Below are 26,679 nucleotides of genomic sequence, written 5' to 3'. Positions count from 1 at the left end.
AACGATGATGAAATTTCACGGCTTGGCCCTGTCCGCAGCGACGGCAGCCCTTCTTGCAGGCCCGCTCGCGGCGCAGTCCGCGCCCGCCGAAGTCTGCCCCAACCCGCTGAAGATGGCCGATACCGGCATCGAGGGCATGACGACGCTGGCCGAGGCCTTCGCCCCCTTCGCCGAAACGTTCGAGGAAGTCTCCGGTATCGAGCTCGAGCTTTATTCGCTGTCCAATCGGACCGCGGCGGGCAACGCGCTGCAATACGACGAGGTCGATCTGGTCTTCGCCGGGCCGTCGGAATTCGTGCTGTTCCAGCAACTGGCGGAGATGGACATCCTGTTCTCGATCGTGCGTCCGAACTATGGCTCCAGCTTCGTGGTCAAGGCCGACAGCGACATCGAGACGCTCGCCGATCTCGAAGGCCGCCGCGTGGCGCTGAAGGATGCGGGCTCCACCTCGGGCCACATCTTCCCCTCGATGATGCTGGCCGAGGCCGGGCTCGATCTCGAACGCGACCTCGAGATCATCATGGCTGGCGATGCGCGCATCCAGGTGCTCATCAACGATGACGTCGACGCCATGGGCGGCGGCAACAAGGATTGGGACGCCGTCCGCGAACAGGATCCCGACACCGAATACCGTCTTCTGGCCCAGACAGACACCCTGCCCGGCGATCCGGTCGTGATGCGCGCATCGCTGCCGCAGGACTGCCGCGACGCGCTGCGCGCCACGCTGTCTGCCCAGACCGACATTCTGTGGTCGGCGCTGATCGAGACCGAGCGCAACGAGGACAAGTTCCTCGAGCGTGACGCCTACATGTCCTTCGAGACGGACCCGGCCATCTACGACATGGTGCGCGACGCCTACAACGCTGCCGGCATCGACCTCGACAGCTGAGCGCGACCGCGACCGACGGCTCTGGCCGCCCCGCCGGATTTCAGGCGGGGCGGCCGATTTCATTGAAAGGACAGACTGCATGACCGACCCCGCGCCCGTTCTCGATGTCAGCGATCTCCATGTCAGCTACGGCGATCTCGCGATCCTGCGTGGCGTGACCTTTTCTGTGGGGCGCGGCGAGGGGGTCGTGCTGCTGGGGGCGAATGGAAGCGGAAAGTCCACGCTGATGCGTGCCATTAACGGGCTTGCCCCGGCGGCTTCCGGGCAGGTGTCGCTTGACGGTGTGCCGATCATCGGGGCGCGCCGCGCGCCCCTGCGCAAGGCCCGCCGCCGGATGGGCTACGTGTTTCAGCAATTCAATCTCGTCCCGCAATTGAGCGCCTTTCAGAATGTCCTATTCGGCGTGATGGGGCAGCGCCCCTTGGGCATCCTGAACTGCCTGAACTCGGTCGCGCGGGGCGAGGATCGCGAACGCGCGCTCGACTGTCTCGACCGGGTGGGTCTTGCCGACCGCGCGCAGCACCGGCCAACGGAGTTGTCCGGCGGCCAGCAACAGCGGGTCGCCATCGCGCGCATGCTGATGCAGCAACCCAGTCTTGTCGTCGCAGACGAACCCATCGCGAGCCTCGATCCCAAGGCCGGGCGCGAGGTGCTCGACCTGTTGTGGCGGATCGTGGACGACGAGGGTCTGAGCATGCTTTGCACGCTGCACCAGCTCGATCTTGCTCAGGAATACGGGGACCGCGTCATCGGTCTGAAAGCCGGCAAGGTCCTGATTGACGCCGATACTGACAGTATCGATCCCGCGCGCCTCGACGCACTCTACGAAGGCGCGAGCCGGCCCGAAGATGCGACCGGCGCCAAGACCGCCGCAGCCTGAGACCAGAGAAACATCATGTCCGACCAGACCTCGACCATTCCCCGTTTCCGCAGCCCCGCGCCTCTGGCGTGGATCATCGCCGTGGGGTTTCTGGCCTTTTTCCTGCAGGGGCTCTGGGCGGCGGACATGTCGCTTGACCGTCTGCAACGCGGCGCAGTGAACCTCGGGCGGTTCCTGGGCCAGGCGATGCCGCCGGATTTCAGCAACTGGTACGGGATCGCAGACGCCATGTGGGAAACGCTCAACATCGCCATTGTAGGCGTCACCTTCGGCTGTTTCTTCTCGATCCCGCTGGCGATCCTCGCGGCCAGCAACACCAGTCCCAACCGGGTGGTGCGCACCATCGCACGCCTCGTGATCGCAGTGTCGCGCACCATCCCCGATCTGATCTGGGCGCTGATCTTCGTGGTGGCGGTGGGCCTCGGCCCGCTGGCCGGAATCCTCGCCATCATCATGGACACCATCGGCTTTGCCGCGCGGTTCTATTCCGAGCGTTTCGAAGAAGTGCAAAAGGGCCCCTCCGAGGCGCTGACCTCGACCGGCGCGGCGCGGCTTTCGGTCATCATGGGCGCGATCCTGCCCGAGAGCTTCGCGTCAATGACGGCAACCTCGTTGTTCAGTGTGGAAAAGGCGATCCGATCAGCGGTGACGCTGGGCCTTGTCGGGGCGGGCGGCATCGGGGTGGAATTGTCCACGGCCATGCGGCTGTTCCGCTATGACGATGCCGCCGCGATCATCCTCGTGGTGCTGGTGGCCGTCATCGGGTTCGAGCAGCTGTCCTCGTCGATCCGAAAGCGTGTCATCTGACTTACGAACGCTGTGTTCCGTGAGGTGGGCGCTGGCAGACGCATGCCAGCGGCACTGAACAGCATTGATGCACTCATGCAGCAAGGCAGAGGGCGAGCGGAAGTTGCGTCATGCAGATTTCGGGGTCCGTCAACGTTGCCGTGCGGCTCTCGGCCCCGGCGCATTCATACTTCCCGTTAGTTGTCGAAGACCTTCGCGGGTGCAGAACAAACCGAGCGCGTGCGGCGAACGGAGAAAAGGTCCGCAGAGCGTGAGTTCGGGGATGCCTCGATTTCGCAACCGCGGCGAATGGCCAATTCGGTGGGCCGCGCCGCGGCATCCAGAGAAGAGGTGAACGGCAGCTGTGGGCCGTCCGTGAAGACGGCCAAGCTTGTTACATTTCCACCGCCTCGGAAATCGCCAGCGCATCCTCCAGCTCAACGCCGAGGTAGCGGACGGTGCTGTCCATCTTGGTATGGCCCAGCAAAAGCTGAACCGCCCGCAGGTTTCCTGTCTTCGGTAGATCTGTGCGACCTTGGTTCGCCGCATGGAATGGGTCCCGTAGGCGCTCGGTTCAAGACCGACCGAGGTCACCCAATCGCGCACCAGCCGGGCATACTGGCGCGTCGAAATGTGCAGACGCTCGTAAAAGCGTCCGGGCCAGAGATACTCGGAACCGATCATGGCCGGATCCTGAAGCCACGCTGCGATCGACTTGCGTGTGCCCTCGGTGATCTCGAACCGCACCGGTTGCTTGGTCTTGCTCTGGTTGATTGATGTGCGCTCTTTGACCTGTCCGGCCGCAAACACGTCCGCCACCTTGAGACTGACGAGATCGCATCCGCGCAGTGTGCTGTCGATGGCAGTATTGAAGAGGGCGAAATCCCGAACCCGGTTAGCGATCTCGAGGCGCACGCGAATGGCCCAAACATCTTTCGGCAGAAGCGGTCGTTTCTGGCCGACGATGCGGCCTCTGTTCCAGGCTGGTCTCCGAGGGCGGATGGCAGGGAGGTTTGTGGTGGGCATGGTGGATCCTCCGGTCCGCCCCATCCTCCGCAACTCCGACATCATGTCGGCAGGGCGATCCTACCACGCTACCACGGGAGCGCTGCACGAATGGCTGCTCGGAGCCCGAATTGACTGTCGCTTGAGGTGGCCAGTTCGCAGACGCAGCGATGAACGTCATGTCGAGACTACGGCCCAGAGCCGGCATCCAACTCACCTTTCGAATGTTGCGTCTGCGGTCCGCAATGCAGACATTCTCTGCGGTTGTATTCTCAGATACCCCGGCTTGGTGTTCGTTCAGGATGCCAATGATCTGCTCTATGCTGAAACAGCTTCTCCGAATCGTCTGGGCTTTGATGCTGTAGACGCCCCCCCGGGAACTGTCTTCGCTTAGTTCTCGAGCTCGATTTCGAAGAATTGGAGATATTTGGCGATTGCCCGCGCGATCTCGTCCTCTGGATGCTCGGGCGCAGGCATCCGGTAGATATGCTGGCGGATGCCGATGTAGACTATGCCGCCGTGCAGGTTCCACACGTCTTCCATCGTCGGGCGCGTGTCGCCACGCGCCAGCGCGTCGGTTTCCGCCAGGATCGGGCGCAGGATCACGTCGCCCAGATGCTTGAGATACCGGTGGTTAAGCGAAGCGCCCGCCAGACCCGAGAACATGAAGATGCGCATCCACTCGCGCTCGAAGATGAGCGCGCTGTATTCGCTGTAGAAGGCGATGAGCCGATCGCGTAGCGGCACGTCGCGATCGCTCAGCCGCTCGGGCCAGTCGGGGGACAGGCGGCCGATATAGACCTTTTCATAGACCGCCTCGATCAGGTCGTCCTTGGTCGCGAAGTAATTGAACAGCAGGGATTGTGTGACGCCGAGACGCTTTGCGAGTTCCCGTGTCTTTCCGTCCAGCCCGACCTCGGCGAAGAAGCGTACCGCCACGTCCACGATCTGTTGGCGCCGTTCCGCCGGCGGCAGGCGGCGGCGGATCGCGCCATCTTCGCTGTCGCTGGCGTTGCTGTCGGCGGGTTGGTCCATGAAGCGCCCTTGTAATCTTGGTCAGGAAAAATGTCTTGCACCGACTCGGATTAAAAGATCAATTGATCAACAGAATTGATCAAGCGCTTAATAAGGCGCGGATCGATTGAGGAAGGGAGGACGCCATGAAGGCATCGGCGGCTGGGTACGCCCGGGCTGAAAACCTGCGCCATGCGATCGAAATGCTGGTTGCATCAGAGGGGGAGGGACGCGTGCTCGCAGGCGGTCAGAGCCTTGTAGCGGCGATGAACATGCGCCTGTCTGCGGGCGATCTGCTTGTCGATATTTCGCGCCTGAACGAGCTTTCCGGCGTTTCGCAAGAAGGGGACACGGTGCGCATTGGCGCACTTACCCGCCACGCGCAGGTAGGTGCCGATCCGATCGTGCGAGCGCGTGTGCCGCTGCTTGCGGCCGCGGTGGCGCATATCGCGCATGCCGCGATCCGCAATCGCGGCACAATCGGCGGGGCGCTCGCCCACGCCGACCCGGCGGCCGAGTTTCCTGCCTGCGCGCTGGCGTTGGGGGCCGAGATCCACGTCGAAGGGCCCGAAGGCGACCGCAGCATTCCGGCCGAGGATTTCTTCGAGGATGTGTTCACAACGGCACTGGAAGAGGACGAGATCCTGACTGCGCTGTCGGTTCCCGCGGCAGAGACTGGCGAGGTGCAGCTTATCGAAGAGGTTGCGCGCCGGTCGGGCGATTACGCGCTGGCGGGCCTGTGCCTCGTCAGGCGTGCGAAGGGCCATCGTGTCGCGCTGTTCTCGGTCGGGCCGAAGCCGATCCTCGCAACCGGTGCCATGACCGCGCTTGATGCGGGCGACGTGGACGGGGCGGTCGCGGCGCTGACCTCTGAGATCGATCCGCCGTCCGACACGCAGGCCAGTGCGGCCTATCGCCGTCACCTCGCAGGCGTGCTGCTACGCCGTGCGGTGGCCCGGCTGGAAGGAGACAGGACATGACTGAGATGTTTCGCGACAAGGTGGACGTGGCGCTGACCGTCAACGGTGAGCCTGTCGAGGCCCGCGTGCCCGCCGGCCAGCACATGATCGACTTTCTGCGGCTCGACCTGGGCCTGACCGGCGCGCATGCATCGTGCGAACATGGCGTCTGCGGCGCCTGCACGATCCGCGTGGATGGGGTGTCCGTGCGCGGCTGCCTGATGCTGGCGGCGCAGGCCGACGGTGCCGAGGTTTGGACAGTTGAGGGCCTGACCGACACGGCCGCGATCACCGACCTTCAGGATGCCTTTGTCGCGCGTAACGCGCTGCAATGCGGATTCTGCACGCCCGGAATGCTGGTCGCCGCAGAAGAATTGCTGTCCGCCGGAGGCACGCCGAGCCGGGCTGAGATCCGCGAGCACCTGTCGGGTAACTACTGCCGGTGCACCGGCTACGAGGCCATCGTGGACGCGGTTGAAAGCGTGGCGAAGGCGCGCGCCGGGAAGGGGGACGCATGACCATCCAGTTCAACGATCCCGACCGGCCGAATTCTTATATCGGCAAGACCGTTCCGCGCCCGAACGCGACCAAGCTCGTGCAGGGCCGAGGACGCTATGTCGACGACATCGCGCTGCCGCGCATGCTGCACGTGGCGTTCGCCCGTTCGCCCGTGGCACATGCGAAGATCGGCGAGATCGACCTGGACGAGGCGAAGGCGGTCAAGGGCGTGCTGCGTGTTTTCACCGGCAAGGACCTGGCCGAGGTCTGCACGCCCTGGGTCGCCGTGCTCGCGCATCTCAAGGGGCTGAAATCCCCACCGGAACATCCGCTGGCGGTCGATCGGGCCTGCTGGGTAGGCGAGCCTGTCGTCGCCGTCGTTGCCACGACGCGCGCGGCGGCCGAAGAGGCGGCCTCGCTTGTCATGGTCGACTACGAGGACCTGCCCGCCGTCACTGACACGATGACCGCGCTCGACAAGGACACCCCGGTCATCCATCCGGAGCTGGGCGACAATCTTGCCTTCCGGCGCCTGCACGAAGAGGGCGACGTGGAAGGCGCCATGGCGCAGGCGCACAAGGTCGTCTCGGCCCGGTTCCGCACCGCGCGGCATACCGGCGTCACGCTCGAGCCGCGCTCGATCCTGGTGGACTGGAACCCTGCCGAGGGCCAGATGACGGCCTATCACGCCACGCAGGCGCCGCACATGATGCAGACGGTGTTCGCCAAGCACCTCGACATTCCCGAAAGCCGGGTCCGCGTGATCTGTGGCGACGTGGGCGGATCGTACGGGATCAAGGTACACGTCTACCCCGACGAGGTGGCGACGGCAGCCATCGCCAAGATGATGGGCCGGCCGATCAAGTTCATCGCCGACCGGCTGGAAAGCTACAGCACCGACATCCATGCCCGCGACCACGAGATCGAGGCGAAGATCGCGGTAGACAAGGACGGCAAGATCCTTGCGATCGACGTCGATGACTGGACGGGGATCGGCCCCTATTCGGTCTACCCGCGCACCTCGGCGATCGAGGGCAATCAGGTGGTGAACCTGTGCGGCGGGCCATATGATTTCGCTAATTACCGCGCACAGACGACGGTCGTTTTCCAGAACAAGACGCCGACCTGCCAATACCGGGCCGTCGGTCACCCCATCGCTGTGGCGATCACCGAGGGGCTGGTTGACATGGCCGCGGCCGAGCTCGGCATGGACCCGGTCGAGATCCGGCGCCGCAACATGTATGCCGACGACGCCTATCCCGTGACCTCGCCCGCCAAGATGCGGTTCGAGGGATTGTCGCATCACGCCTCGATGGACAAGCTGATCGGGATGATGGACTACGACGCCCTGCGCGCCGACCAAGAAGACGCGCGCAAGCGCGGCAAGTATCGCGGTATAGGCATCGCGAGCTTCATCGAGCTCACCAACCCCTCGCCCTTCATGTACGGCATCGGTGGCGCGCGGATCTCGGCCCAGGACGGGTGCACCGTGCGGATGGACCCGGACGGATCGGTCGTGGCGCTGTCGGGCGTGACCGAGCAGGGGCAGGGGACCGAGGCGATGCTGTCCCAGATCGTGGCCGAGGGCGTGGGGGTGAACCCGTCGCAGGTGAGGATCGTCACCGGCGACACGCAGGTCACACCCTATGGCGGCGGCACTTGGGCGTCGCGCGGGGCGGGCATCGGCGGCGAGGCCGCGTTGCAGGCGGCGCGTGCGCTGCGCGACTCAATTCTTGAGGTGGCGGGTGCGATGCTTCAGGCCGACGCGAGCACGCTCGACATCCGCAGCGGCCAGGTCGTCGACGGGGACAGCGGCGAAGAGCGCATGCCGCTCGAGGAGTTGGGCCGCATCGTCTATTTCCGCGGCGACACGCTGCCCAAGGACCTGCCGCGCGAGCTCGTGCAGACCCGGCACTTCATCACGATGGAGTATCCGTTCGCCTTCACCAACGGCGTGCAGGCCAGCTATCTCGAGGTCGATACCGACACCGGCGTCGTCACCCTGCTGAACCATTGGTGCGTCGAGGATTGTGGCCGGGTGATCAACCCGCAACTGGTCGACGAACAGATCCGTGGGGGTATCGTGCAGGGCCTTGGCGGTGCGCTCTACGAGGAAATCCACTACGACGCGTATGGCCAGCTGCTGAATGGGTCGATGGCCGACTACCTCGTGCCGATGGCGGCCGAGATGCCGGACATGCAGATCGGTCACGTCGAGACGCCCACCGGTGAAAGCGAGCTGGGCGCCAAGGGCGCGGGCGAGGCGGGAACCGCCGGGGCGCCCGCGGCCGTCATGAACGCGATCAACGACGCGCTGCGCCCTCTGGGCGCGCAGGTCACCGAAATGCCCTTTACCCCCGAACGCATCCTGCGGGCGCTGGGAAAGATCGAGGACTGAACCAAGACGGCGCTGGAGGAGGCGCCGCGACACCAGGGAGGAGACCCCATGAAACTGACTGTCATCACGACGACGGCGGCCGTTCTGGTCGGGGGCGCGGTCAGCGCCCAAGAACAGATCACCGTCAATATCGGATCGTCGCACCCGGAACAGAACATCTGGGTCTATGCGATGAAGAACACTTTCCAGCCCGAGGTGAACCGCATCCTTGCCGAGAACGGCAACGAATACGAGGTGAATTGGGTCGAGAGCTACGCCGGCACGCTCTACAAGTTCACCGACACGCGCGAGGCGGTTATGGACGGCATCGTAGACGTGGGCATGGTCGGCACGGTCTGGGAAGGGGCGAACATGCCGCTTCAGAACGTGACCTACTTTACGCCCTTTGCCACCGAAGATCACCGCATGATCATCGAGATCTTCGACGACCTGTCCGAGAACCTACCTGAGCTGAAGGATAGCTGGTCCGAAAACGGCATGGTTCACCTGTCGTCGCTGATCACCGACAGCTACGACATCTACGCAACCTTCCCGGTCACCTCGATGGAGGACCTGCAAAACCGCAAGCTCAACGCGCCGGGCACTTCGGCAAACTGGCTGCGCGAAACGGGCGCCACGCCGGTGGATGGCGCGCTGACGACCTACTACACCAACATCCAGACCGGCGTGACCGAGGGCACGCTGTCCTTCGCCTCGGGCATCCTGCCGACCCGCGTCTACGAGGTCGCCCCGGAACTGACCCGCGTGGGCATCGGCTCGATGTATTTCGGCGGCATCGCCGCGAACGAGGACGTCTTCAACGGGCTGCCCGAACCGGTGCAGCAGGCGATGCGCGAGGCGGCGCAGGCAACCTCGATCGCGCATGGCGATTACGTGGCCGACCTTGCTGCGCGCGCGTTAGACGAGATGCAGGCCGCCGGCCTGACCATCCACCAGCTTCCCGACGCCGAGAAGGAAAAGTGGGTCAACAACCTGCCCAACATCGTAGAACCCTGGCTCGAGCAGACCGGCGAGGCCGGCGAAGTGGTGTTGAAGGCGTATTTCGACGCGTTGCGCGAACGCGGCGCGACACCGCTGCGCGCCTGGGACGAAGGTCTCTGAGCCATCCTTGAACGTACCGCGTCCGCCCGGCGTCAAGCCGGGCGGCGTTTTCCTGACGATGGGACCGGGGCATGAGCGACGACAATTCGGCCGCCTTCGACGATGACGGGTTTGTACCCGCCTTTTCCGACGCGCCACTGGGCGCGATCTTGTGCAGTGCTGCGGCGGCCATGTCCGCCATCGGTACGGCGGCGATCGGTGCGCTGATGTTGCTGATCGTGGCGGACGTGATCGGCCGCAACTTTCTCGACGCGCCGATTACCGGGGTGTCCGAGATCGCCGCGCGCACGGTCGTCGCCATAGTGTTCCTTCAGGTGCCGGCCGCGATACTACAGCGCCGCCTGACCCGCGCCGATTTCCTCGTGCGGCGGCTCCAAGGCGCTTCGCCTGCCGCCGTTTCTGCGCTGGAGGCCGCATTCTGCATCGCCGGCGCTATTGTCTTTGCCCTGATCCTCTGGGCGTCATGGCCTAAGCTGCCCGAAAGCTGGGCCTCTGCGGAATTCTTCGGCGTGCAGGGCGTTTGGACCATTCCGACCTGGCCGTTCCGCGGCATCACCGTTCTGGGCGCGGCGCTGGCCGTGCTCGCCGCGCTTTACAGCGCCACGCAGGAAATGCGCAACATCCGGAGCCGGACATGACCACACTCGCCGTCGGTTTCGTCCTAATCGGGGTCCTGATCGCGCTTGTCCTTCTGGGCATGCAGATCGCCTATGCCCTGTTTGGCGTGGCCTTCGTCGGCATTTGGCTGATCCGCGGCAACATCGACCTGGCTTTCCGGATGCTCGAGCTCACGGCCTATTCCGGGATCGCCGACTATCTCTTTGCCACGATTCCGCTATTCGTACTCATGGGCCTTCTTGTCAGCGTCTCGAACGTCGGCCGCGACACGTTCGAGGTGGCCGAGGAACTATTGCGCCGCATGATCTGCGGCCTCGGGGTCGCTACGGTTGCGGCCAACACGATCTTTGCTGCAGTGACGGGCGTCTCAATCGCGTCGGCGGCCGTCTTCACCCGGGTCGCGGTGCCCGAGATGAAGCGCCACGGCTATCGCCCCGCTTTTTCTGCAGGAACGGTTGCGGGATCGTCCGTGCTGGGCATGCTAATCCCCCCAAGCCTGTTGCTAATCATCTACGGCGTGCTGGCCGAGGTCTCGATTGGCGGCATGTTCATTGCGGGCATCATCCCCGGGCTGATGCTGGCGGGAGGCTTCGTGGTCATGCTAATCAGCGTCACGATCCTGTTTCCGGGCTTCGTGCTGGACGACCCCGAGGGCACGCGAAAGCGGCGGCTCGAACGGGATCACCAGCCGATGCCGCTGGGGCGGATGGTTGCGAAGCTCATCCCGATCATCCTCCTCGTGATCCTCGTGCTCGGCGGGCTGTATACAGGGTTTTTCACGCCTACCGAGGCGGGCGGCGTGGGAGCTTTCGGCGCGCTGTTGGTCGCGCTGTCGCGGCGCAGCCTGGATCGGCACAAGCTCTGGCAAGTGATGAAGCAGACCGGCGTGATCTCGGTTTCGATCCTGCTGCTTCTGGTCGCGGCGTCGTTCTATTCTCGCATGCTGGCCATCGCGGGCCTGCCCAATGCCATCGCCGGGTTGGTGACGGAGTCCGGCTTCGGTCCGCTGGGTTTTCTGTTCTTCTATGCGCTGATCATCCTGCTGATGGGCATGATCTTGGATAGCACTTCCATCCTGCTCATCATGGTGCCGATTGCCGCGCCGATCGCTCAGGGCATGGGGATCGACCTGATGCATTTCGGGATCGTCACCGTGATCGCAGTCGAGATCGGGCTGCTTACGCCACCCTTCGGTATTTCCGTTTTCACGGTGCACAACACGCTGAACGACCCGGATGTGTCAGTCGAGCAGATCTTCGGTGCCACTCTTCCCTTCATCGCTGTGATGCTTGCCGTCCTTGTGATCGTCGCCCTTGCCCCGGCGACCGCAACTTTCTTCCTTTGACATATCAAGGCGTATTGCCAGTTGCTTACGTTGTCGAGAAATCACTGCGCACGACGAGCTGGACGCTCGCGCCGTGGTGCTGTGCAGCGGACCATAGTATGTCTGTGAAGCGAGAAAAAGCCCGAGGGCTTCATCCTGCAGCTGAGGCAAGTGGAAGTGCTTCACGGTCGGTAAGTCTCGGGTAGTGCACAGAGCGGAGGTCTTTTGTCCGGCGTCCGATCTGCTTTTGGAGGTACAGTTTCAGGCACCTGGCTGAATGTCGGGATCTGGACGCGGCGTTGGTTGCCCTAACGGCTGCAGCGAACGACCGCTTCCCACCCTACTTTCCGGGCGATCATGATCGGCCCAGAGCTGCCTTGTGACGGCAGCGATTTAGCTGCATCGCCGCACCAAAGGAGCAGTCGTTCGCGCAAACGCGCATCATTCGGCGGCCGCTCCCCTGCGTTGTCACGCAAAATCAGGCGCTCTGACGGTTGAATGAATAGCCGCTGAAAATTTCTAACTTTTCCCCCATGAGATAACAGGAGCATTCAGTGGAAAGCACCCGGCTGCCGTTCCAGCCCCGGTTCGAGCTCGACGCGTTGGACGCGATTGCGTTGATGGTCAATCGGGGGCTCGGCGTCGCTGTCGTGCCGGACTGGCCCGGCCCGCGGCCGGAAGGCATCAGGCTGAGGAAGGTGCCGCTGCCGGCGCACGCGCCCGAAAGGCGGATCGGGCTGCTTTTCTCTCGCCACGGCCCGCAGACGCGACTGGTCGAGGTCCTCGATGAGGCGACGCGGCGGATCGGATCGGGGGACACCTGTGTCGTACCGTAGTGTGATTCATTACTAAAGAGTGTCCGAAATAGCGGGTCGAGGCCTCGTCAAGCCGTCCACAAAGCCGTAACCTGTTAGAGCCCCTGGGATGGTCTCAATTACGCCGGATGAAGTCCGTCACCGCATGGAACACCGGACGCGCGCGGCGTTCGGCGTTGATGAAATGCGTGCCACCGTGGACCTCGACGTAATCTTTGTCGAGGCAAGTCAGTCGGTCGAAGAGCGCCAGCGCGTCGCTGCGGGTCGAGGTCGTGTCCTGCGTTCCCCGGATCAGCATAGTGGGACAGGCGACACCCGCAGGGTCGTGGATCGGGCGCCCGTTGAAGCACTCCCACAACTCCACGAAGGTTCCGTTGGGCACGCGGAAGCTCGGCGGATCTGTGTCACCGGATGAGCAGTCATCTGCGCAGGAGGACCCAACCAGCGCCATAAGCGCCGCATCGCTGCGCCAATCGGCCCGGTCGGGAATCTGTTCATCCCACCGGATCCGCGTATCTGGCAGATTCACCCGGCGGTAAGGCCCAAGCGGGCGCAGGCGGGACCGGTCTGCGGGATCGGCCAGCATGTCGATCCAGCCCGCGTTCTTCTCCGCGTAGATCGGGGCGTAAAGACACAGGCTGCGGATCTTTTCGCGTCCGTCCGCCATCACGTAGCGCGACGTGGTCAACGTGCCCCAGGACCAGCCCACCAGCGCCACCCGGGCACCGTCATGCCGCGCCATGATCCAGTCGACCGCATCGCCAATATCGGCGATTGCCTGCGCGCCCGTGGCATAGACCCCCTCTGTCGGACAGACTGCAGGCTTCGAAAGGCCGTAGCCGCGCAGATCGAGCGCATAGGCGCCGTAGCCCGCATCGGCCATGACCTGCAGCCAGTTCAGATGGGGATGCGGAATATCGAAGATGCGTCCCGAGAAGGTCGCGCCATGTACGAACAGCACTGGCAGACCCTCGCCGCGCTGGCGTACCGTCAGCCACAGGCCCGCCTCGTTTGACGAGGCGACACTGTGCCGGATCGAACGCTCTTCCCTGCGCCAATCGGGACAGGGCGCCATCGCTCAGGCCACCTTCAGGATGATTTTGCCGATATTGGTAGAGCTTTCCATGCGCGCATGCGCTTTGGCCGCCTCCTCGAGCGGGAAGGTGCTGTCGTGCACGGGACCGATGGCACCGCTTTCGAGGTGTGGCCAGACCTCGGCCTCGAGCGCCGCGGCGATCTCGGCCTTCGCGTCCAGCGATTGCGGGCGCAGGGTGGAGCCGGTGAAGGTCAGCCGCCGGGTCATAACCTGCATCAGGTCGATCTCGACTTTGGAGCCCTGCAGATAGGCGATCTGGACAAGCCGCCCGTCCATGGCAAGCGCCGTGAGATTGCGCGCGATGTAATCGCCGCCCACCATGTCGAGGATCAGGTCGGCCCCGCCTTCCGCCTTCAGCGCTTCGACGAAATCCGTCTCGCGGTAATTGATCGCCGTCTCTGCTCCGAGCTTTTCGGAGACTGCGCATTTCTCGGCCGTGCCCGCGGTGGCAAAGACCCGTGCACCGCGCAGCTTGGCCAGTTGGATGGCGGTCGTGCCAATCCCCGAGGACCCGCCATGGGCCAAGAACCGCTCACCGGCCTTGAGGCCGCCGCGCATGAATACATTGGTCCAGACGGTGAAATAATTCTCGCAAAGACCCGCAGCTTCCTCGAAGCTCATGCCCTTGGGCACGGGCAGCGCTTGGCGGGCGTCAGTGACGGCATATTCCGCGTAACCGCCGCCCGGCAGGAGGGCCGTGACCGCGTCGCCCTCGGACCAGCGGGTGATGCCCGCGCCGACCGCGGCCACATGGCCTGCAGCCTCGAGCCCCGGCAGAGGCGAAGCATCGGGAGGCGGCGCGTAATTGCCTGCGCGCTGCAGCGCGTCGGGGCGGTTAACCCCGGCATGGTCGATCTCGATGAGGATCTGCCCATCGCCTGGGCGCGGCACTGGCGCCATTGTGGGCTTCAGCACGTCGGGCCCGCCATATTCGGAAATCTCTACTACATTCATGGAACGGGGCAGGGTCATTATTGCCTCTTATTGGCGCACAAATTTATAAAAGCTGGAGGGCATTCCCATGCCCTCCTTGTTTTCTTGTCGTGACTTGATCAGATGCGTCCGGTCATTGTCAGGAATTCGCGCAGCATCTCTCCGAGGCGCCCAGAGTACTCTGGATCTTGTTCGGAGAACTCATCGACAACCTCAAGCGAGGCGGTACGCATCTGACGTACCGCGTCATCGTCCATGCGTGTTAGGGTGCCTTCGAAATCGTTGACGAATTCCTGCTTGAAAAGGTAGTCCTGGTACAGGAAATGTGCCGCTGCCTCCGCGGAGGTGGCACGGGTCACTTCGTTTACTACTGCTTGAAGTTCTGTCCCGATCGAATTCCAAGCATCAAGACCGACCATAACCTCGCCATTGAGGTGGCCAACAAGATCGGGCTCAATGATGTGGGAACATACCTCCTGAAAGTTCATCCCCCATGCCGTGGCTGTGGAGCCCCAGTGTGCTCCATCGACAACGCCTGTTTGAAGCGCTTGGTAGAGTTCGCCGCCTGGAATGGAGACCGGAGCCGCTCCAACCTTTTCCAGTACAAGACCTGCGGCCCCGGTAGACCGAACCGGCCAACCCGAGAAATCGTCTACCGTTTGTAAGGGGCGGTTCGCCCAAAGCGTTAGGCCCGAATAGGAAACGGGTCCGACCTGATGCACTCCTTGGGCGGCATAGGCTTCTCGGATTACGTCGATCGCGCCCATTTCGAAATAGAAAATATCCATCTCTTCATGGCCCTGCCATGTCCCGATATGGCCATTCAGATGGCCTGCAGCCGGGATTCGTCCGATCCAATATGCTGGATAAATGAAGGCGCTTTCCAAAAGGCCGCGACGAACAGCATTGAGCACTTCTCCAGTCGGAACTATGGCCTCTGGAGCGTAGGGTTCCACTGTCAATTCGCCATTGGTGGCCTCCGTAATGCGGTTGCAATACCGCACGAAGACTTCGTCATAGTACCAGTTGCCGGTCGGCCAGTGGGTTTGCATGCGCCAAGTGGTTGTGCCTTGTGCGATCGCCGGCGGTGCAGCGAGGGTTAAACCCGCTGCCGTGCCTGCCGATCCGGCCAGGAAGCCGCGGCGCGAGACGCTCTTTTTGTTCTCAGTCATGGTCTTTCCTTCTCCCTTTATTGGACGTGTCTTCCTCGGGCCTCAGCGGCCGTCGGGAAGGGCGGTGAAGCTGGTCAACAGCTCCGGAAACAGAAAGATCAATGCACCGGTCGCCAGCATCAGTAGCAGGAACGGCATGATCGCTCGGTAGATCTCAGATATCGGTGTGTCAGGGCTGAGCGTCTTGAGGTAGAAGAGGTTGTAGCCGAAGGGTGGAGAAATGTAGCCGATACAGAGATTCAGCTGGAACAGGATGCAGAACCAGATCGGGTCATATTCGAGTTGGACTGCAATCGGGAAAAAGATCGGCAGAACCAAGAGAATGATGCCTACGGGATCGAGGAACATGCCGAGCACCAGCGTGATTGCCTGCAGCAAAAGGATCATCATCCAAGGCTCGATATCCAGCCCAAGAAGATATCCTTGCATGAACCGCGTCCCACCTGCGCCTCCGTAGACTGCGACGAAGGCTGACGCTCCGAAGACGATCCAAATGACCATCCCAGTCAAGCTTGCCGTGTCGTGGCTGACGGCCTTGATGTAGGTCCAGTTCAATTCCCGCCGGATTGCCACCGAGAGCACTACGGCCGCGGCCCCTACAGCCGCCGCCTCGGTTGGCGTTGCAATGCCAGCAAAGATCGACACGAGTACGGATAGAATGACGACAAGCGGTAAAAACACTGATCGCAGGGACCTGATCCGTTCGCTTAGCGATGCTCGTTCATCTGAACCCGGTGCGAGGTGAGGCGAAAATCTGCTCTTGAGAAAAACGTAAGCCATGAACATTGCAAGAAGCAGAAGTCCCGCGATCAAACCTCCGAGGAAAAGACGCCCCACTGATTGTCCAGTTTGAAGCCCGATCAGGATAAGTGTGATTGATGGAGGTATGAGGATGCCGAGCGTCCCGGACGCGCCGATTGTCCCGAGCATGAAGCGTTTGTCATACCCGCGCTTTTGCATGGCGGGCATACCAACGAGACCAGTGGTCACGGTCGACGCAGCGCAGCTTCCGGTCATCGCTGACAATGTAGCGGCGAAACCCGACGTGCCGATCAGCAATCCGCCGGGTGTGCGGCCCGACCACAGAAAAAAGGCTTGGTAAAGATCATCAGCTATCTTTGAGCGTGCCAGCGCGACTCCAATGAAGACAAAGAGCGGGATCGCCGAAAGGAGGATCGACCACATCGAGCCGAACATCGTGGATACGATAGTGAACATTCCGTTCAGACCGAAGGTCAGAAGGCCGAAGATCACAGCCGTCCCACCGAGCGCGAAGGTGAGCGACACACCGAGAAGGATCGACACGATAAGCATGCTGAACATGCCGATTGTCAGGATTTCCGGACTCATCGTGCGGCACTCACTGAATAGTCTTTGCGACCGACATCGGCCGTCGGATTAAAGATAAGAACGATGGATCGGACTGCCTCGGCCAGACCTTGAAGAGTAATTGCGGTCACGCCGACGAACATGGCGAGCTTTACCGGCCACATCGGATGGCGCAGCGCGCTGTCGTCAACCTCATTGAACCGCCAGCTGTCCTCGAAGAACCAAAACGCTTCATAAGATAGGACTGCACCCCAGAGCACGAGGAAGCCAAAATTCAGAAGGTCGAGGAATGCGCGCCAGCGCTGCGAGCCGATATTCAGTAATAAATCCACGCGCACATGGTCTTTGCGAAGGAGGGTGTAGGCGCCAACAAGGACGAAATAGGCACCGAATATCCGCTGCGTATAGCCATGGGCCCAGATGGTCGGCTGCTGATAGACATAGCGGGCGACGACCTCGAAGCAGAGCACTACAATCCCCGCCCAGATAAGAAAGCTCACAAATTTGCCCAGGCTTTCATTGAAGGCGTCGATCACCTTTAGAACCTTCATACCGTCTCTCCGATGCGTTTTTCATTGGCTTCGATGACCTCGACTCCCCTTCGCGCGAAGCGCTCAGCTAAGGGTCCGAGAGACGCAGCTTCGTCGGACGCCGCAGAGCCGCTGCGCGCCCGGTCTGCGATACCGACAAAGATCACTGCGAAGCGAAAAAGCGCGAATGCCACATGAAAGGCCGAAAGCGGCGCAGTTGGCCGCGCATGGCGCCGGTATTCGGCTATGAATGCGTCGCGCTCGGGAATCCCCGCCGCGCGCCAGTCTGTGCCTTTCAACCCGCCATACTCATTCGGTGCGGAGTACCAGGGTAAAATGCAGAACCCCAGATCGGCCAGTGGATTCCCGAGCGTCGAGAGTTCCCAATCCAGCACGCCCACGACGCGCGGCTCGGTCGGGTGAAACATCATGTTGCCGACCCGGAAATCGCCATGCGCGATGGAGACCGCGCCTTCGTCCTCGGGCATGTTGTCCGGCAGCCATTCGACCAGCCGGTCGAGATCGGCGATCCGGGGGCCGGTCGAGTCCTGATATTGCTTGGTCCAGCGCCCGATCTGCCGCTCGAAATAATTGCCCGGGCGGCCGTAATCCGACAGGCCGACCACGTCGGGCCGCAACGCGTGCAGCCGCGCCAGCGTGCGCGCCATGTCGAGATACATCTCGCGCCGGTGCTCGGGCGAGACACCGGGCAGGGCGGTGTCCTCGAACACACGGCCCTCAAGCCGGTTCATAAGGTAGAAGGGCGTGCCAAGGATCTCGGGGTCTTCCTCGAGCCACAGCGCGTCGGGCACGGGCACATCTGTGTCGCGCAGCGCCCGCAGCACGCGGAATTCCCGCTCGATCGCATGGGCGCCTTTCAGGATCGGCCCGCCCGGTTTCTTGCGCAGAACCAGCCGGTGATCGCCGATGGTGACGAACCAGGTCGGGTTCGATTGCCCCCCGCCGATTCGGTCGAGCGACAGCGCCTCCCCGCGTACGTCGCGTGCGGCCAGCCAGGCGCGCAGGGCCTCGGGGTCGAACTCGGTCCCGGCGGCGGGGGCGGACACATCGCTCATGCCACGTCCTCGCGGTTGGCCATGTCGCGCGCGACCTCGCGCAGCATGAACTTCTGGATCTTGCCGGTCGCGGTCTTTGGAAGCTCGCCGAAGATAAAGCGCTTGGGCTGTTTGAACCCGCTCAAATGGTCCCGGCAGAACCGCTCCAGCGTCTCTTCGGTGACGCTGTCGGCCTCCTTCGTTTCGACGAAGGCCCAGGGCGTTTCGCCCCATTTCGGGTGCGGCGCGGCGACGACGGCGGCCAGACGCACACCGGGATGACTGTGCAGCGTCTTTTCGATCTCGAGGCTTGAGATGTTCTCGCCGCCGGTGATGATCACGTCCTTGAGCCGGTCGCGGATCTCGATCTGGCCATCGGGATGCATCACCGCGATATCGCCCGAATGGAACCCCCCGTTCTTGAACGCGGCCTCGGTGGCCTCGGCATTCCTGTAATACCCGGCCATGACCGTGTTCCCGGCCAGCACGATCTCGCCCATGGTCTGCCCATCGGCGGGCACGTCGCGGCCCGCCTCGTCGACGACGCGCGCGCGCCCGGCTGTGACATGCCGCCGCCCCTGACGCGCCATGAGCGCCGCGCGGGTTTCGATATCGGCCGACGCGTCGCCGGGATCGTTGATCGTGGCCGGGCCGAAGCTTTCGGTCAGCCCGTACAGGTGGTGCAGATCGAAGCTGAGCTTGGACAGTCCCGCCAGAAGCGCGGGCGTGGGTGCGGCCCCGCCCGTGGCCACCTGCACGCGCACCGGCGGCGGCTCGGTGGCGTGTTCGAGAAGCATGTAAAGGACGACCGGCGCGCAGGCCATATGCGTGACCCTGTGGGCCGCAATCGTGTCGAGGATCAGGACTGGATCCACGCGGTCGAGGCACACATGCATCCCCCCGGCGGCGGTGACCGCCCAGGCATGGCACCAGCCGTTGCAGTGAAACATCGGCAGCGTCCAAAGATACCGCGTCTCGGCGGTGAACCCCAGCGCCAGCACATTTCCGACGGCGTTCAGATAGGCCCCGCGATGGGTGTAGACGACGCCTTTCGGCCGGCCCGTCGTGCCCGACGTGTAGTTCAGGCTTATGGGCTGCGCCTCGTCCGTGACCGCCCCTGACAGATCGAGCGGCGGCGCGTCACCCGCAAACAAATCGAGCCCGTCGCCCGCCCCGGGCGCGCTGCACAGCACGTCCACGGGCATGTCGAAGTCCAGATCGGGCCGCAGATCCCGTTCGCACAGAAGCGCCTTGCTGCCCGCATGATCGAGGATGTAGGCCACGTCGTCCGGCCCGAGCCGGGTGTTGATCGTGTTCAGCACCGCGCCCAGGGCTGGGACTGCGAAATGCGCCGCGATCATCTCGGGCCGGTTGCCCACGATTACCGACACGACATCGCCGGGGCCGATGCCGCACGCGCGCAGATGGCCCACCAGACGCGCCACGAGCGCGCCGAACTCATCGTAGCTCCAGACATGCGCGGCCCAGGCGACCGCCGGGCGGGCTCCATGCACTTCGAGCGCCTGATCGAGAAGGTCGAGCGGTGTCACAGGCTGGAAATTCGCCGAGCGCGGCGCCAGATGCGGGTCTGTGAACATGTACGGCCTCCCTTCCTTGCGTGACACTCAGCTGGTCGCGGTGTCCCACTTCCAGAAATCCCGATCCTCGGCGGCGAGATGGCGGTTCAGCACCATCTGGTGCACCTCGTCCGCCCCATCGACGAGCCGGGCCTGGCGCGCGTAGCGGTAGATCCATTCCAGCACCGTATCCTTGGAATAGCCGCGCGCCCCGTTGATCTGGATGCCCACATCGGCGGCCTTGTGCAGAAGGTTCGCGACGTGGATTTTCGCCATTGATACCTCCTTTTTGGCAAAGCGGCCCTGATCGAGTTCCCAGGCGGCTTTCATGACCAAAAGGCGGCCCATCTCGATGCCCATGGCCAGATCGCCCAGCTTGATTTGGATGCTTTCCCGGTCGGCCAGACGGACGCCGAAGCCTTCGCGCGTCTCGGCATAGGCGCGCGCGATCTCGGTGCAGCGCTTGGCCAGACCCAGCCACCGCATGCAATGGGTCAGGCGTGCGGGGCCAAGCCGCATCTGCGTGACCTTCAGGCCAAGGCCTTCGCCCAGCAGCACCCGGTCTTCGGGCAGGACCAGCTCGTCATAGATGATCTCGCAATGCCCACCATGCTCCTCGGGCCCCATGATCGGGATGCGACGGTCGATCCGCCAGCCGGGATCGGATTTGTCATGCAGGAACGCTGTCAGACCTCGGCGTGGATCGTCGGACGTGCGCGCCATCAGGATGAAATGATCCGCGTCTTCCGCCCCGGTGATGTACCATTTATGGCCGCGAATGATGTAGCCGTCCGATGTTTTCTCAGCCTTGGTCAACATCATTCCCGGATCCGAGCCGCCGCCCGGATGGGGCTCTGTCATCGCAAAGGACGACCGGACCTCGCCCGACACGATCGGTTCGAGCCAGCGCGCTTTCTGCTCGGGCGTGCCTGCTTGTTCGAGCACCATCATGTTGCCGTCATCAGGCGCCGCGGAGTTGAACACGACAGGCCCGAAAACGGAGCGGTTCATCTCTTCGTAACAGACGGCCATGCCCACTTTGCCAAGGCCCTGACCGCCGGTCTCTCGCTTGAGCTGCAGACACCAGAGCGCTTCCGCCTTGGCAGCGGCGCGCAATTCGTTCAGCCGGTCTGTCGTGATGTTGCCATGTGCGTCCCACGCGTCCGGATCGGCTTCCTGCGGCAGGATGCGCTCGTCTACGAAGGTAGCGATGCGGGCGCGGTAGCCCTCGATCTCTGCCGGAATAGTGAAATCCATGCCTTTGGTCCTTCAGATCGAGGTGACGAGATGGCCGCCATCGACGACGAGTTCGCTTCCGGTCATGAAACTGCCCAAGTCGGAGACCAGCAGCAGAAGCGGGCCGTCGAGATCGCGGGTCTGCCCCAGGCGACGCTGCGGGACGCGGCGGATCAGCTTCTGACCGGGTTCGGAGGCGAAGAAATCGACGTTGAGCTCCGTTTCGATATAGCCGGGGCAGAGCGCATTCACCCGGATGCCATGGCGCGCCCATTCCAGCGCTTGCGCGCGCGTCATCTGGATCAGCCCGGATTTCGAGGCCGCATAGGCAGAGACATGGCTGGCCACCCTCACGCCCAGGATAGACGCGACATTGACGATGACGCCGCCTTTGCCCGCGTCGATCATCGCCTTTGCCGCCGCCCGTGCGACGCGGAAGGGGCCCTTGAGGTTGGTGTCGATGATCCGGTCGAGCGTTTCGTCATCATGATCGAGCGCCGTGGCCGACGCCGCGATCCCGGCGTTGTTGATGACAATGTCGAACGCTGTGCCAACGAGCCCTGCCTCGATGGATGCCGGATCGGAGACATCAAGCTCCAGCGCATGGGCGGTGCCGCCCTCGCTGCGGATATCTTCGCACAACGATTGAATGCGGTCGATGCGGCGCGCGGCCAGCGTCACCACGACGCCCTGTCCTGCCAAAAGCTGTGCGAAATGACGTCCGAGACCGGATGATGCTCCGGTCACAAGCGCCGTGCGATCCAAAAGGCCGGGCCATTCCCCTGATGGCGCAGAAACCACGATAGCCATACCTCCCAGTCCGCCTATCGAACGTTCGTTCGTTTACGTGTATATGATGAAGTAGCTTGCCGCAACGTTAAGTCGAGAAATCCCGAGATGGCGCAATTAAATTATCGAAGTGATGTCTCTGCCCCCGAGGCTGGGGGCGACAAACCCGCTCTGAGCATGGAAGGCATGTGCCGCGATATCCTGGCACGGCATGAAGATACGATCTCCGTGCGCAATCCCTCGATCGCCGTACTGCGCCTCAAACGCATCCTTGTAGCCGCGCTCGATCTGTCGAACTCGGGCGGCTTCCAGGCCATGTCCCTGCGCGACCTGTCCGAGAAGTCGGGCATGTCGACAGGCGGTCTCTACGCGTATTTCGATAGCAAGACGACGTTGCTGCGGATGATCCTCGCGCAGGTCACGCATGTGGTGGAGACCGTGCTGACCGATCCGCCAGAGGCCGTCACCGACGATCCAGTAGCGCATCTGCGCTGGATGGTCGACGCGCATCTTCGCTTGACAGAAGATTTGCTACCTTGGTTCGTTTTCGCATTCATGGAGGCTAAGAACTTCCCGCCGGCCGAGCGGCGCCTGGCCATCGACAGCGAAGCGCTGACCGAGGGGCTTTTTGCGGACGTCATAAAAACAGGAATAGCGCAGGGACAGTTTCGATCCGAAACGTCGGAGCTGCTGCCTGCGCTAATCAAGCCACTTCTGCAGGACTGGTATGTGAAGCGTGCGAAGTATCGGCGGCGCGAGATCTCTCTTGAGGCCTACAGTGGCACGGTGAAAGATATTATTCTTAGGTATTGCGTGCCGAATGCGGGGGAACTTTGATCGAATTCAGCCGTGGAGACCTTCTCGATGAGCCGGACGACACGTGCCTGGAAGCCGTTGGACGTGCGTTGGTTGGAGATGTTGAAAAACTGAATAGCCCCGCGTTTCTTAGACGCCTTCGTGTCTCAGTGGTCTTGACCCCTGAAAATAGTCCATTCTGACCGCGATTTTTCTGGCACACTTCGGAAGCGAGAGGAGTGCCCAGATGCCGAAGAAACGATTCACTGATGAGCAGGTCGCGTTCGCGCTGAGGCAGGCGGAAGCCAGCACGAGCGTTGGCGAGATCTGCCGTAAGATGGCCGTGGCGGAAGCCACGTTCTACCGCTGGAAGAAGGTCTATGCCGGGATGGGCGTGTCCGAGATCCGGCGATTGAAGCAGCTTGAAGAAGATAAGTCGAAGCTGAAGCGGCTGGCAGTTCATCCCATTAGCTCAGACTGCTCTTCAACAGATGTAAGCTTCACACCCCAATTGTCGGGTTTGGCCTCAATCACGCCGACGGCTTGGCGGTTGACGAAGAGAACATAGTCGGCCGGGTCAACATCGGTCTGGTATTGGCGCACGGCGATGTCCAACGCCGCGTTGAATAGAGCCCTTCGATGTCTTGCACCACCCAGCCTGATGCTTCGAGCCGAGCGTCGATCGCGTCTCGTGCTTGTCGCTTTGGCGTTTGGTTCAGCGGTATATGCAATTATACCGCTTCAGCTTTTCTATGATTTCGCCAAACTGCCGGCCTGTATTTTGATTTTCAAACTCACATCTCCATGGACCGATGAGCAGGGGATGAGAAGTGCGAGCAGCATATCACCGCGTCGGATCCTCAATCTTCGGGTCTTCCTGGCCGAGCGTCTACGCCAAGAGATTACAAATGTTTTGAGCGGTGACCCGGGGCGAGGGCAGGCGCTGGATTAGAATCAGTTTATCCGGCGCGACAGGTCTCGAACCTCCATAAGAATTTTCAAGACCATCACGCGTGTGCTATTTTTGCCACTCAATTGACCGAGTGTATTGGGCGAATTCAGCGATGCGGCAGCCGCGTAAGACCCCGTGCAGTGTTCACCTTCATTCCGCAATCAAGGCGTAGGGTGAAAAGCATATATAAAACATACACTTGCGTTATTTCAGGCTATGTCTGGTATCGATCCTACTGATGCGGAAATGATCTTCTGAAAGATTTTTTGGGCGAAATCAGTAGTTGTTCAAGGCGGCGCGCTGGGTACTTTGACCCTCGAAACGAGGCCCGGGACGGCGGATTTCACAGGTCAACTCGGTTGGCTCGTTTCGCCGAAAATAAAACCAGCCAATGTCCTGGCTGCCCAATCCGAGAGATCGGAGTCAGCGGCACAGGAAACGCGATTGAAAGAGAATGGAGAACCAAGTGAACGCCGAGAGCTGAACACTTAATCCAACTACCTGGATCTATGGGTCCACAGAAGTGAAATGACCGCCAACTAAAATCTAAGCGGGACATTTCGTCAAATCCCGAAAATACGACCGCCGCCTTCGGGCAGCGTCGGACTGAAGTCCGGCGGGTGGTCTTCCTATGCGAAAGGAAATCAAAATGCCGATTTATTCGGAGGGTCGCGTATTGCCTGCGCAATCCAGTGGCGACCGCAATATCGCGAATGCGTCGACGGCGCATTGTACCGCTTTTTCCGTCCTTGGTGAGCACTCGGGCACCCGCAGCCAGGCGGAATCCTACACCGAGCTCTGTCACCAGAAAATCGAAGGGGCTCGATCTGGTGTTACTGACATGCAGGAGCAGGTGCTTTTCACATTCGGCCGGCAAGATGAGAGACGGCACTTCTTCGACATGGTTGTCACGAAGGCCTCTGGAGAGCGTATTGCCTACACGGTGAAGCCCGAAGCGCGTCTCAAGTCTGGTCGTCATGTCGAGGAAATGCGGTCCATCGCCTGGTGGGTTCAAAAGAAGGGATTCGCCAAGTCGGTGCGTCTCTTGACCGAGGCCGACATCGACCGTGTCACGCTTCACAACGCGAACATCAACACAGCCCTGCGCGATACGGATCCGGAAGCCCAAGCCGCGGCACGCGTTGTGGCGAGTGGCCTGCGCGGTGCGGTACCGCTGAATCGCCTCACGCAACAGGTCGGCCTCGCAGCACGCGGCTACCGAGCCCTTCTCCGACTTGTCTCAGCAGGAGAGCTCGCGCCCCTGCATTACGAAAAAATCACCCCTGAAACCCTCGTTGAATGGAAGGGAGAGCGTCAATGACGATCGTCCCCAATAAGCAAGACCTTGGCGAAGCCAAACCAGTGAAGAGCGGCTTTCGTCTCGACATCCATGATCGACTTGTCATTCATGGCAAACCCTACCGGTTTCTTGGCATGTCCGGAGACAACGCCGAGCTGAGACCCGAAAGTGGCGTCGGGCTGACCGAGATTTTCCCAATGGGCACCCTGAGCCGTCTGAGCGCGGCAGGCGATATCACGCACGAGGTTGGTTGCTACCTGCCGGACGAGCTCAAGCCTGCAGCGGCTGTCGCGGCCTTTGATTTCCAACCATCAAACCTCGTCGGAAAAGCGAGGGCGCGCTTCAATTCAAAACTCGCCCAGATCAAAGCCATCGAAGACATGGAGGCCGAAGGTATTCTTAGGTCGAATACGGATGCCATAGAGTTAGCGATTCCTAATATCAAAGAGCGTGCTGAGGAGTATCTGAAGGCACAGGCGACGGAACGCGACTTACTCGAAAGCGAAATGGAAAAAGGTCACCTTCCGGAGCGGGTACGAAAGGGTGTCCGCCGAAATCGTGGTGGCGGTACCAAGTATGGCGTCAAACTCTATAGCTCCGATTACCTAAGGAAACTCTACGCAGATTACAAAGTCCACGGACTTCGGGCATTGGCTGATGAGCTTACGAAATCCGGCAACAGGACCAGCCCGTTTCGGCCCGAGGAACAGGCGCTGCTGATGGACATCATCAATAGCAGTTACCTTACACCAGAGCGGAAGTCGATCAAGGCAACTGGCGTCGACGTCAAGCGCGGTTTCCAGGATGAAAACAAGCGCCGTGAGAAAGAGGGGCTTTTACAACTGCGCGTACCGGGCCGGGATGCGGTTCGCCGTGCGATCAAGAAACTCGACCGCTTGACGGTTCTTATCGCTCGTTACGGGCGCGAGGAAGCGATGAAAAAGCTCCGACCCGTAGGCAGGGGGCTTGAAATCGCACGCCCCGGCGAGCGCGTCGAGATGGATGAGTGGTGTATCGATCTTCTCTCCATCATTCGGTCTGCGAAACTGGAAACGATATTCGGCGAAGAGCATTTGAAGGCCCTTGGTCTTGATGGTGAAAAGGCGCGGTGGTGGCTTGTCGCGGCCATAGATTGTCGAACCAAGATCTGCCTCGGCATGAAGCTGACCCGTAATCCAACGGGCAGCGCGGCGCGCGAATGCCTTCGCATGGTTGTCAGTGACAAGGGCCAATGGTCTGACAGTGTCAGAGCATGCTGCGCGTGGTCACAGGCCGTTGTTCCGGAAGTGCTCGCCGCCGATAACGGCGCGGGCTTCAAGGCGCATGTGTTCCAAGACGCCTGTCTCGATCTGCAGATGACAGTTCTGCGAACGATCGGCGGAATTCCCGGCATGCGCGGAACAATCGAACGACTGTTCCATACGGCCGCCCTCGGCCTGATGCCGCGCCTTGTCGGCCGCACGTTTTCCAACCCTCGCGAGCGGGGCGATTATCCGGCCGAGGACCGGGCTTGCCTTGATGCAGAGGATGTGGTGTCAACGGCGGAGTAATAACCGGCCACGTGGCGGCGCAAAACCAGGCCAGTGTCGGGGTGCTGAGCGCCATGGCGCGCGCGCTCCCCAAATAGC

General features: G+C 62.0%; 23 protein-coding genes and 2 pseudogenes. 14 read left to right on the top strand and 11 right to left on the bottom strand.

Annotation, left to right across the window (positions count from 1 at the left end; translation table 11 throughout):
- The first annotated feature begins 4 nt into the window (after positions 1 to 4).
- The 3 genes from BM171_RS17420 to phnE all read left to right on the top strand — a co-directional run bounded on the left by BM171_RS17420 (position 5) and on the right by phnE (position 2,576).
- A complete protein-coding gene (locus BM171_RS17420; protein ID WP_093015517.1) occupies positions 5 to 889 on the top strand; it encodes a phosphate/phosphite/phosphonate ABC transporter substrate-binding protein in 885 nt (294 codons plus the stop codon).
- Between the two features lie 79 nt (positions 890 to 968).
- Positions 969 to 1,769 carry a phosphonate ABC transporter ATP-binding protein gene (locus BM171_RS17415; protein WP_093015514.1) on the top strand — a complete coding sequence of 267 codons (801 nt, stop codon included), beginning with the start codon at positions 969 to 971 and terminating at the stop codon, positions 1,767 to 1,769.
- Between the two features lie 15 nt (positions 1,770 to 1,784).
- Positions 1,785 to 2,576, top strand: coding sequence for a phosphonate ABC transporter, permease protein PhnE (gene phnE / locus BM171_RS17410; protein WP_093015511.1), 792 nt, complete (start codon positions 1,785 to 1,787; stop codon positions 2,574 to 2,576).
- Positions 2,577 to 2,949: 373 nt separating this feature from the next.
- Here phnE and BM171_RS17405 read toward each other — a convergent pair.
- Positions 2,950 to 3,581: pseudogene (locus BM171_RS17405) on the bottom strand (tyrosine-type recombinase/integrase).
- 369 nt (positions 3,582 to 3,950) lie between these two features.
- Entirely contained in the window at positions 3,951 to 4,595 is a 645-nt protein-coding gene (locus BM171_RS17400; RefSeq protein ID WP_093015508.1) for a TetR/AcrR family transcriptional regulator, read from the bottom strand.
- A 125-nt stretch (positions 4,596 to 4,720) separates the two neighbouring features.
- On the opposite strand from BM171_RS17400, the gene BM171_RS17395 reads away from it, so the two are divergent.
- From BM171_RS17395 to BM171_RS17365, 7 genes are all read left to right on the top strand, one after another.
- Positions 4,721 to 5,554 carry an FAD binding domain-containing protein gene (locus BM171_RS17395; protein WP_093015505.1) on the top strand — a complete coding sequence of 278 codons (834 nt, stop codon included), beginning with the start codon at positions 4,721 to 4,723 and terminating at the stop codon, positions 5,552 to 5,554.
- On the top strand, positions 5,551 to 6,051 hold the full coding sequence (locus BM171_RS17390) for a (2Fe-2S)-binding protein (RefSeq protein ID WP_093015502.1): 501 nt from the start codon (positions 5,551 to 5,553) through the stop codon (positions 6,049 to 6,051). The genes BM171_RS17395 and BM171_RS17390 overlap by 4 nt, the downstream gene beginning before the upstream one ends.
- Positions 6,048 to 8,429 (top strand): xanthine dehydrogenase family protein molybdopterin-binding subunit, encoded by a 2,382-nt coding sequence (locus tag BM171_RS17385; RefSeq protein WP_093015499.1) that lies wholly within the window; start codon positions 6,048 to 6,050, stop codon positions 8,427 to 8,429. Before BM171_RS17390 ends, BM171_RS17385 begins: the two co-directional genes overlap by 4 nt.
- A gap of 48 nt (positions 8,430 to 8,477) precedes the next feature.
- On the top strand, positions 8,478 to 9,530 hold the full coding sequence (locus BM171_RS17380) for a C4-dicarboxylate TRAP transporter substrate-binding protein (RefSeq protein ID WP_093015496.1): 1,053 nt from the start codon (positions 8,478 to 8,480) through the stop codon (positions 9,528 to 9,530).
- Between the two features lie 71 nt (positions 9,531 to 9,601).
- On the top strand, positions 9,602 to 10,168 hold the full coding sequence (locus tag BM171_RS17375) for a TRAP transporter small permease subunit (protein ID WP_093015493.1): 567 nt from the start codon (positions 9,602 to 9,604) through the stop codon (positions 10,166 to 10,168).
- A complete protein-coding gene (locus BM171_RS17370; protein ID WP_093015490.1) occupies positions 10,165 to 11,493 on the top strand; it encodes a TRAP transporter large permease in 1,329 nt (442 codons plus the stop codon). The genes BM171_RS17375 and BM171_RS17370 overlap by 4 nt, the downstream gene beginning before the upstream one ends.
- 533 nt (positions 11,494 to 12,026) lie before the next feature.
- Positions 12,027 to 12,308, top strand: coding sequence for a LysR substrate-binding domain-containing protein (locus BM171_RS17365; protein WP_093015487.1), 282 nt, complete (start codon positions 12,027 to 12,029; stop codon positions 12,306 to 12,308).
- A 94-nt stretch (positions 12,309 to 12,402) separates the two neighbouring features.
- On the opposite strand, the gene BM171_RS17360 is transcribed toward BM171_RS17365, so the two are convergent.
- The 9 genes from BM171_RS17360 to BM171_RS17320 form a co-directional block, all read right to left on the bottom strand.
- Entirely contained in the window at positions 12,403 to 13,362 is a 960-nt protein-coding gene (locus tag BM171_RS17360; RefSeq protein WP_093015484.1) for an alpha/beta hydrolase, read from the bottom strand.
- Positions 13,363 to 13,365: 3 nt separating this feature from the next.
- Entirely contained in the window at positions 13,366 to 14,355 is a 990-nt protein-coding gene (locus tag BM171_RS17355; protein WP_093015481.1) for an NAD(P)H-quinone oxidoreductase, read from the bottom strand.
- 80 nt (positions 14,356 to 14,435) lie between these two features.
- A complete protein-coding gene (dctP, locus tag BM171_RS17350) occupies positions 14,436 to 15,488 on the bottom strand; it encodes a TRAP transporter substrate-binding protein DctP (RefSeq protein WP_093015478.1) in 1,053 nt (350 codons plus the stop codon).
- 42 nt (positions 15,489 to 15,530) lie between these two features.
- Positions 15,531 to 16,838 (bottom strand): TRAP transporter large permease, encoded by a 1,308-nt coding sequence (locus BM171_RS17345; RefSeq protein WP_093015476.1) that lies wholly within the window; start codon positions 16,836 to 16,838, stop codon positions 15,531 to 15,533.
- A complete protein-coding gene (locus tag BM171_RS17340) occupies positions 16,835 to 17,368 on the bottom strand; it encodes a TRAP transporter small permease subunit (protein ID WP_175497618.1) in 534 nt (177 codons plus the stop codon). The genes BM171_RS17345 and BM171_RS17340 overlap by 4 nt, the downstream gene beginning before the upstream one ends.
- The gene (locus BM171_RS17335) at positions 17,365 to 18,423 is read right to left on the bottom strand and encodes a phosphotransferase family protein (RefSeq protein WP_093015473.1); all 1,059 of its coding nucleotides are present in this window, start codon (positions 18,421 to 18,423) and stop codon (positions 17,365 to 17,367) included. Before BM171_RS17335 ends, BM171_RS17340 begins: the two co-directional genes overlap by 4 nt.
- The gene (locus tag BM171_RS17330) at positions 18,420 to 20,000 is read right to left on the bottom strand and encodes an AMP-binding protein (RefSeq protein WP_093015470.1); all 1,581 of its coding nucleotides are present in this window, start codon (positions 19,998 to 20,000) and stop codon (positions 18,420 to 18,422) included. The genes BM171_RS17335 and BM171_RS17330 overlap by 4 nt, the downstream gene beginning before the upstream one ends.
- 27 nt (positions 20,001 to 20,027) lie before the next feature.
- Positions 20,028 to 21,236: an acyl-CoA dehydrogenase family protein gene (locus BM171_RS17325; protein ID WP_093015468.1), complete on the bottom strand. Its 1,209-nt coding sequence runs from the start codon at positions 21,234 to 21,236 to the stop codon at positions 20,028 to 20,030.
- 12 nt (positions 21,237 to 21,248) lie between these two features.
- Positions 21,249 to 22,025: an SDR family NAD(P)-dependent oxidoreductase gene (locus BM171_RS17320; protein WP_093015465.1), complete on the bottom strand. Its 777-nt coding sequence runs from the start codon at positions 22,023 to 22,025 to the stop codon at positions 21,249 to 21,251.
- Between the two features lie 165 nt (positions 22,026 to 22,190).
- Between BM171_RS17320 and BM171_RS17315 the strand changes: the two genes are divergently transcribed.
- The 4 genes and pseudogenes from BM171_RS17315 (at position 22,191) to BM171_RS17300 (ending at position 26,601) form a co-directional block, all read left to right on the top strand.
- Complete coding sequence (locus BM171_RS17315; protein WP_245760321.1) at positions 22,191 to 22,841, top strand: TetR/AcrR family transcriptional regulator; 651 nt, start codon at positions 22,191 to 22,193, stop codon at positions 22,839 to 22,841.
- 205 nt (positions 22,842 to 23,046) lie between these two features.
- Positions 23,047 to 23,253: pseudogene (locus BM171_RS17310) on the top strand (transposase); the annotation flags it as partial.
- 1,147 nt (positions 23,254 to 24,400) lie between these two features.
- Positions 24,401 to 25,072, top strand: a complete 672-nt coding sequence (locus BM171_RS17305; protein ID WP_093015456.1) for a hypothetical protein — start codon at positions 24,401 to 24,403, stop codon at positions 25,070 to 25,072.
- Positions 25,069 to 26,601, top strand: a complete 1,533-nt coding sequence (locus tag BM171_RS17300) for an integrase catalytic domain-containing protein (protein ID WP_175497617.1) — start codon at positions 25,069 to 25,071, stop codon at positions 26,599 to 26,601. Before BM171_RS17305 ends, BM171_RS17300 begins: the two co-directional genes overlap by 4 nt.
- Positions 26,602 to 26,679 lie beyond the last annotated feature (78 nt).

Origin of the sequence: Roseivivax halotolerans (genome assembly GCF_900115815.1) — a bacterium.
Classification (GTDB): Bacteria; Pseudomonadota; Alphaproteobacteria; order Rhodobacterales; family Rhodobacteraceae; genus Roseivivax; species Roseivivax halotolerans.
The sequence above is the reverse complement of the archived record's forward strand: the minus strand, read 5'-3'. Positions and strand labels throughout refer to the sequence as shown.

Bases quoted from the DNA above. Each gene is read 5' to 3' on its own strand.
- BM171_RS17345 (WP_093015476.1), bottom strand. From the start codon at position 16,838: ATGAGTCCGGAAATCCTGACAATCGGCATGTTCAGCATGCTTATCGTG.
- BM171_RS17375 (WP_093015493.1), top strand. From the start codon at position 9,602: ATGAGCGACGACAATTCGGCCGCCTTCGACGATGACGGGTTTGTACCC.
- dctP (WP_093015478.1), bottom strand. From the start codon at position 15,488: ATGACTGAGAACAAAAAGAGCGTCTCGCGCCGCGGCTTCCTGGCCGGA.
- BM171_RS17415 (WP_093015514.1), top strand. From the start codon at position 969: ATGACCGACCCCGCGCCCGTTCTCGATGTCAGCGATCTCCATGTCAGC.
- BM171_RS17385 (WP_093015499.1), top strand. From the start codon at position 6,048: ATGACCATCCAGTTCAACGATCCCGACCGGCCGAATTCTTATATCGGC.
- BM171_RS17305 (WP_093015456.1), top strand. From the start codon at position 24,401: ATGCCGATTTATTCGGAGGGTCGCGTATTGCCTGCGCAATCCAGTGGC.
- BM171_RS17370 (WP_093015490.1), top strand. From the start codon at position 10,165: ATGACCACACTCGCCGTCGGTTTCGTCCTAATCGGGGTCCTGATCGCG.
- BM171_RS17300 (WP_175497617.1), top strand. From the start codon at position 25,069: ATGACGATCGTCCCCAATAAGCAAGACCTTGGCGAAGCCAAACCAGTG.
- BM171_RS17340 (WP_175497618.1), bottom strand. From the start codon at position 17,368: ATGAAGGTTCTAAAGGTGATCGACGCCTTCAATGAAAGCCTGGGCAAA.
- BM171_RS17380 (WP_093015496.1), top strand. From the start codon at position 8,478: ATGAAACTGACTGTCATCACGACGACGGCGGCCGTTCTGGTCGGGGGC.
- BM171_RS17325 (WP_093015468.1), bottom strand. From the start codon at position 21,236: ATGGATTTCACTATTCCGGCAGAGATCGAGGGCTACCGCGCCCGCATC.
- BM171_RS17330 (WP_093015470.1), bottom strand. From the start codon at position 20,000: ATGTTCACAGACCCGCATCTGGCGCCGCGCTCGGCGAATTTCCAGCCT.
- BM171_RS17395 (WP_093015505.1), top strand. From the start codon at position 4,721: ATGAAGGCATCGGCGGCTGGGTACGCCCGGGCTGAAAACCTGCGCCAT.
- BM171_RS17400 (WP_093015508.1), bottom strand. From the start codon at position 4,595: ATGGACCAACCCGCCGACAGCAACGCCAGCGACAGCGAAGATGGCGCG.
- BM171_RS17320 (WP_093015465.1), bottom strand. From the start codon at position 22,025: ATGGCTATCGTGGTTTCTGCGCCATCAGGGGAATGGCCCGGCCTTTTG.
- BM171_RS17335 (WP_093015473.1), bottom strand. From the start codon at position 18,423: ATGAGCGATGTGTCCGCCCCCGCCGCCGGGACCGAGTTCGACCCCGAG.
- phnE (WP_093015511.1), top strand. From the start codon at position 1,785: ATGTCCGACCAGACCTCGACCATTCCCCGTTTCCGCAGCCCCGCGCCT.
- BM171_RS17360 (WP_093015484.1), bottom strand. From the start codon at position 13,362: ATGGCGCCCTGTCCCGATTGGCGCAGGGAAGAGCGTTCGATCCGGCAC.
- BM171_RS17420 (WP_093015517.1), top strand. From the start codon at position 5: ATGATGAAATTTCACGGCTTGGCCCTGTCCGCAGCGACGGCAGCCCTT.
- BM171_RS17315 (WP_245760321.1), top strand. From the start codon at position 22,191: ATGTGCCGCGATATCCTGGCACGGCATGAAGATACGATCTCCGTGCGC.
- BM171_RS17355 (WP_093015481.1), bottom strand. From the start codon at position 14,355: ATGACCCTGCCCCGTTCCATGAATGTAGTAGAGATTTCCGAATATGGC.
- BM171_RS17390 (WP_093015502.1), top strand. From the start codon at position 5,551: ATGACTGAGATGTTTCGCGACAAGGTGGACGTGGCGCTGACCGTCAAC.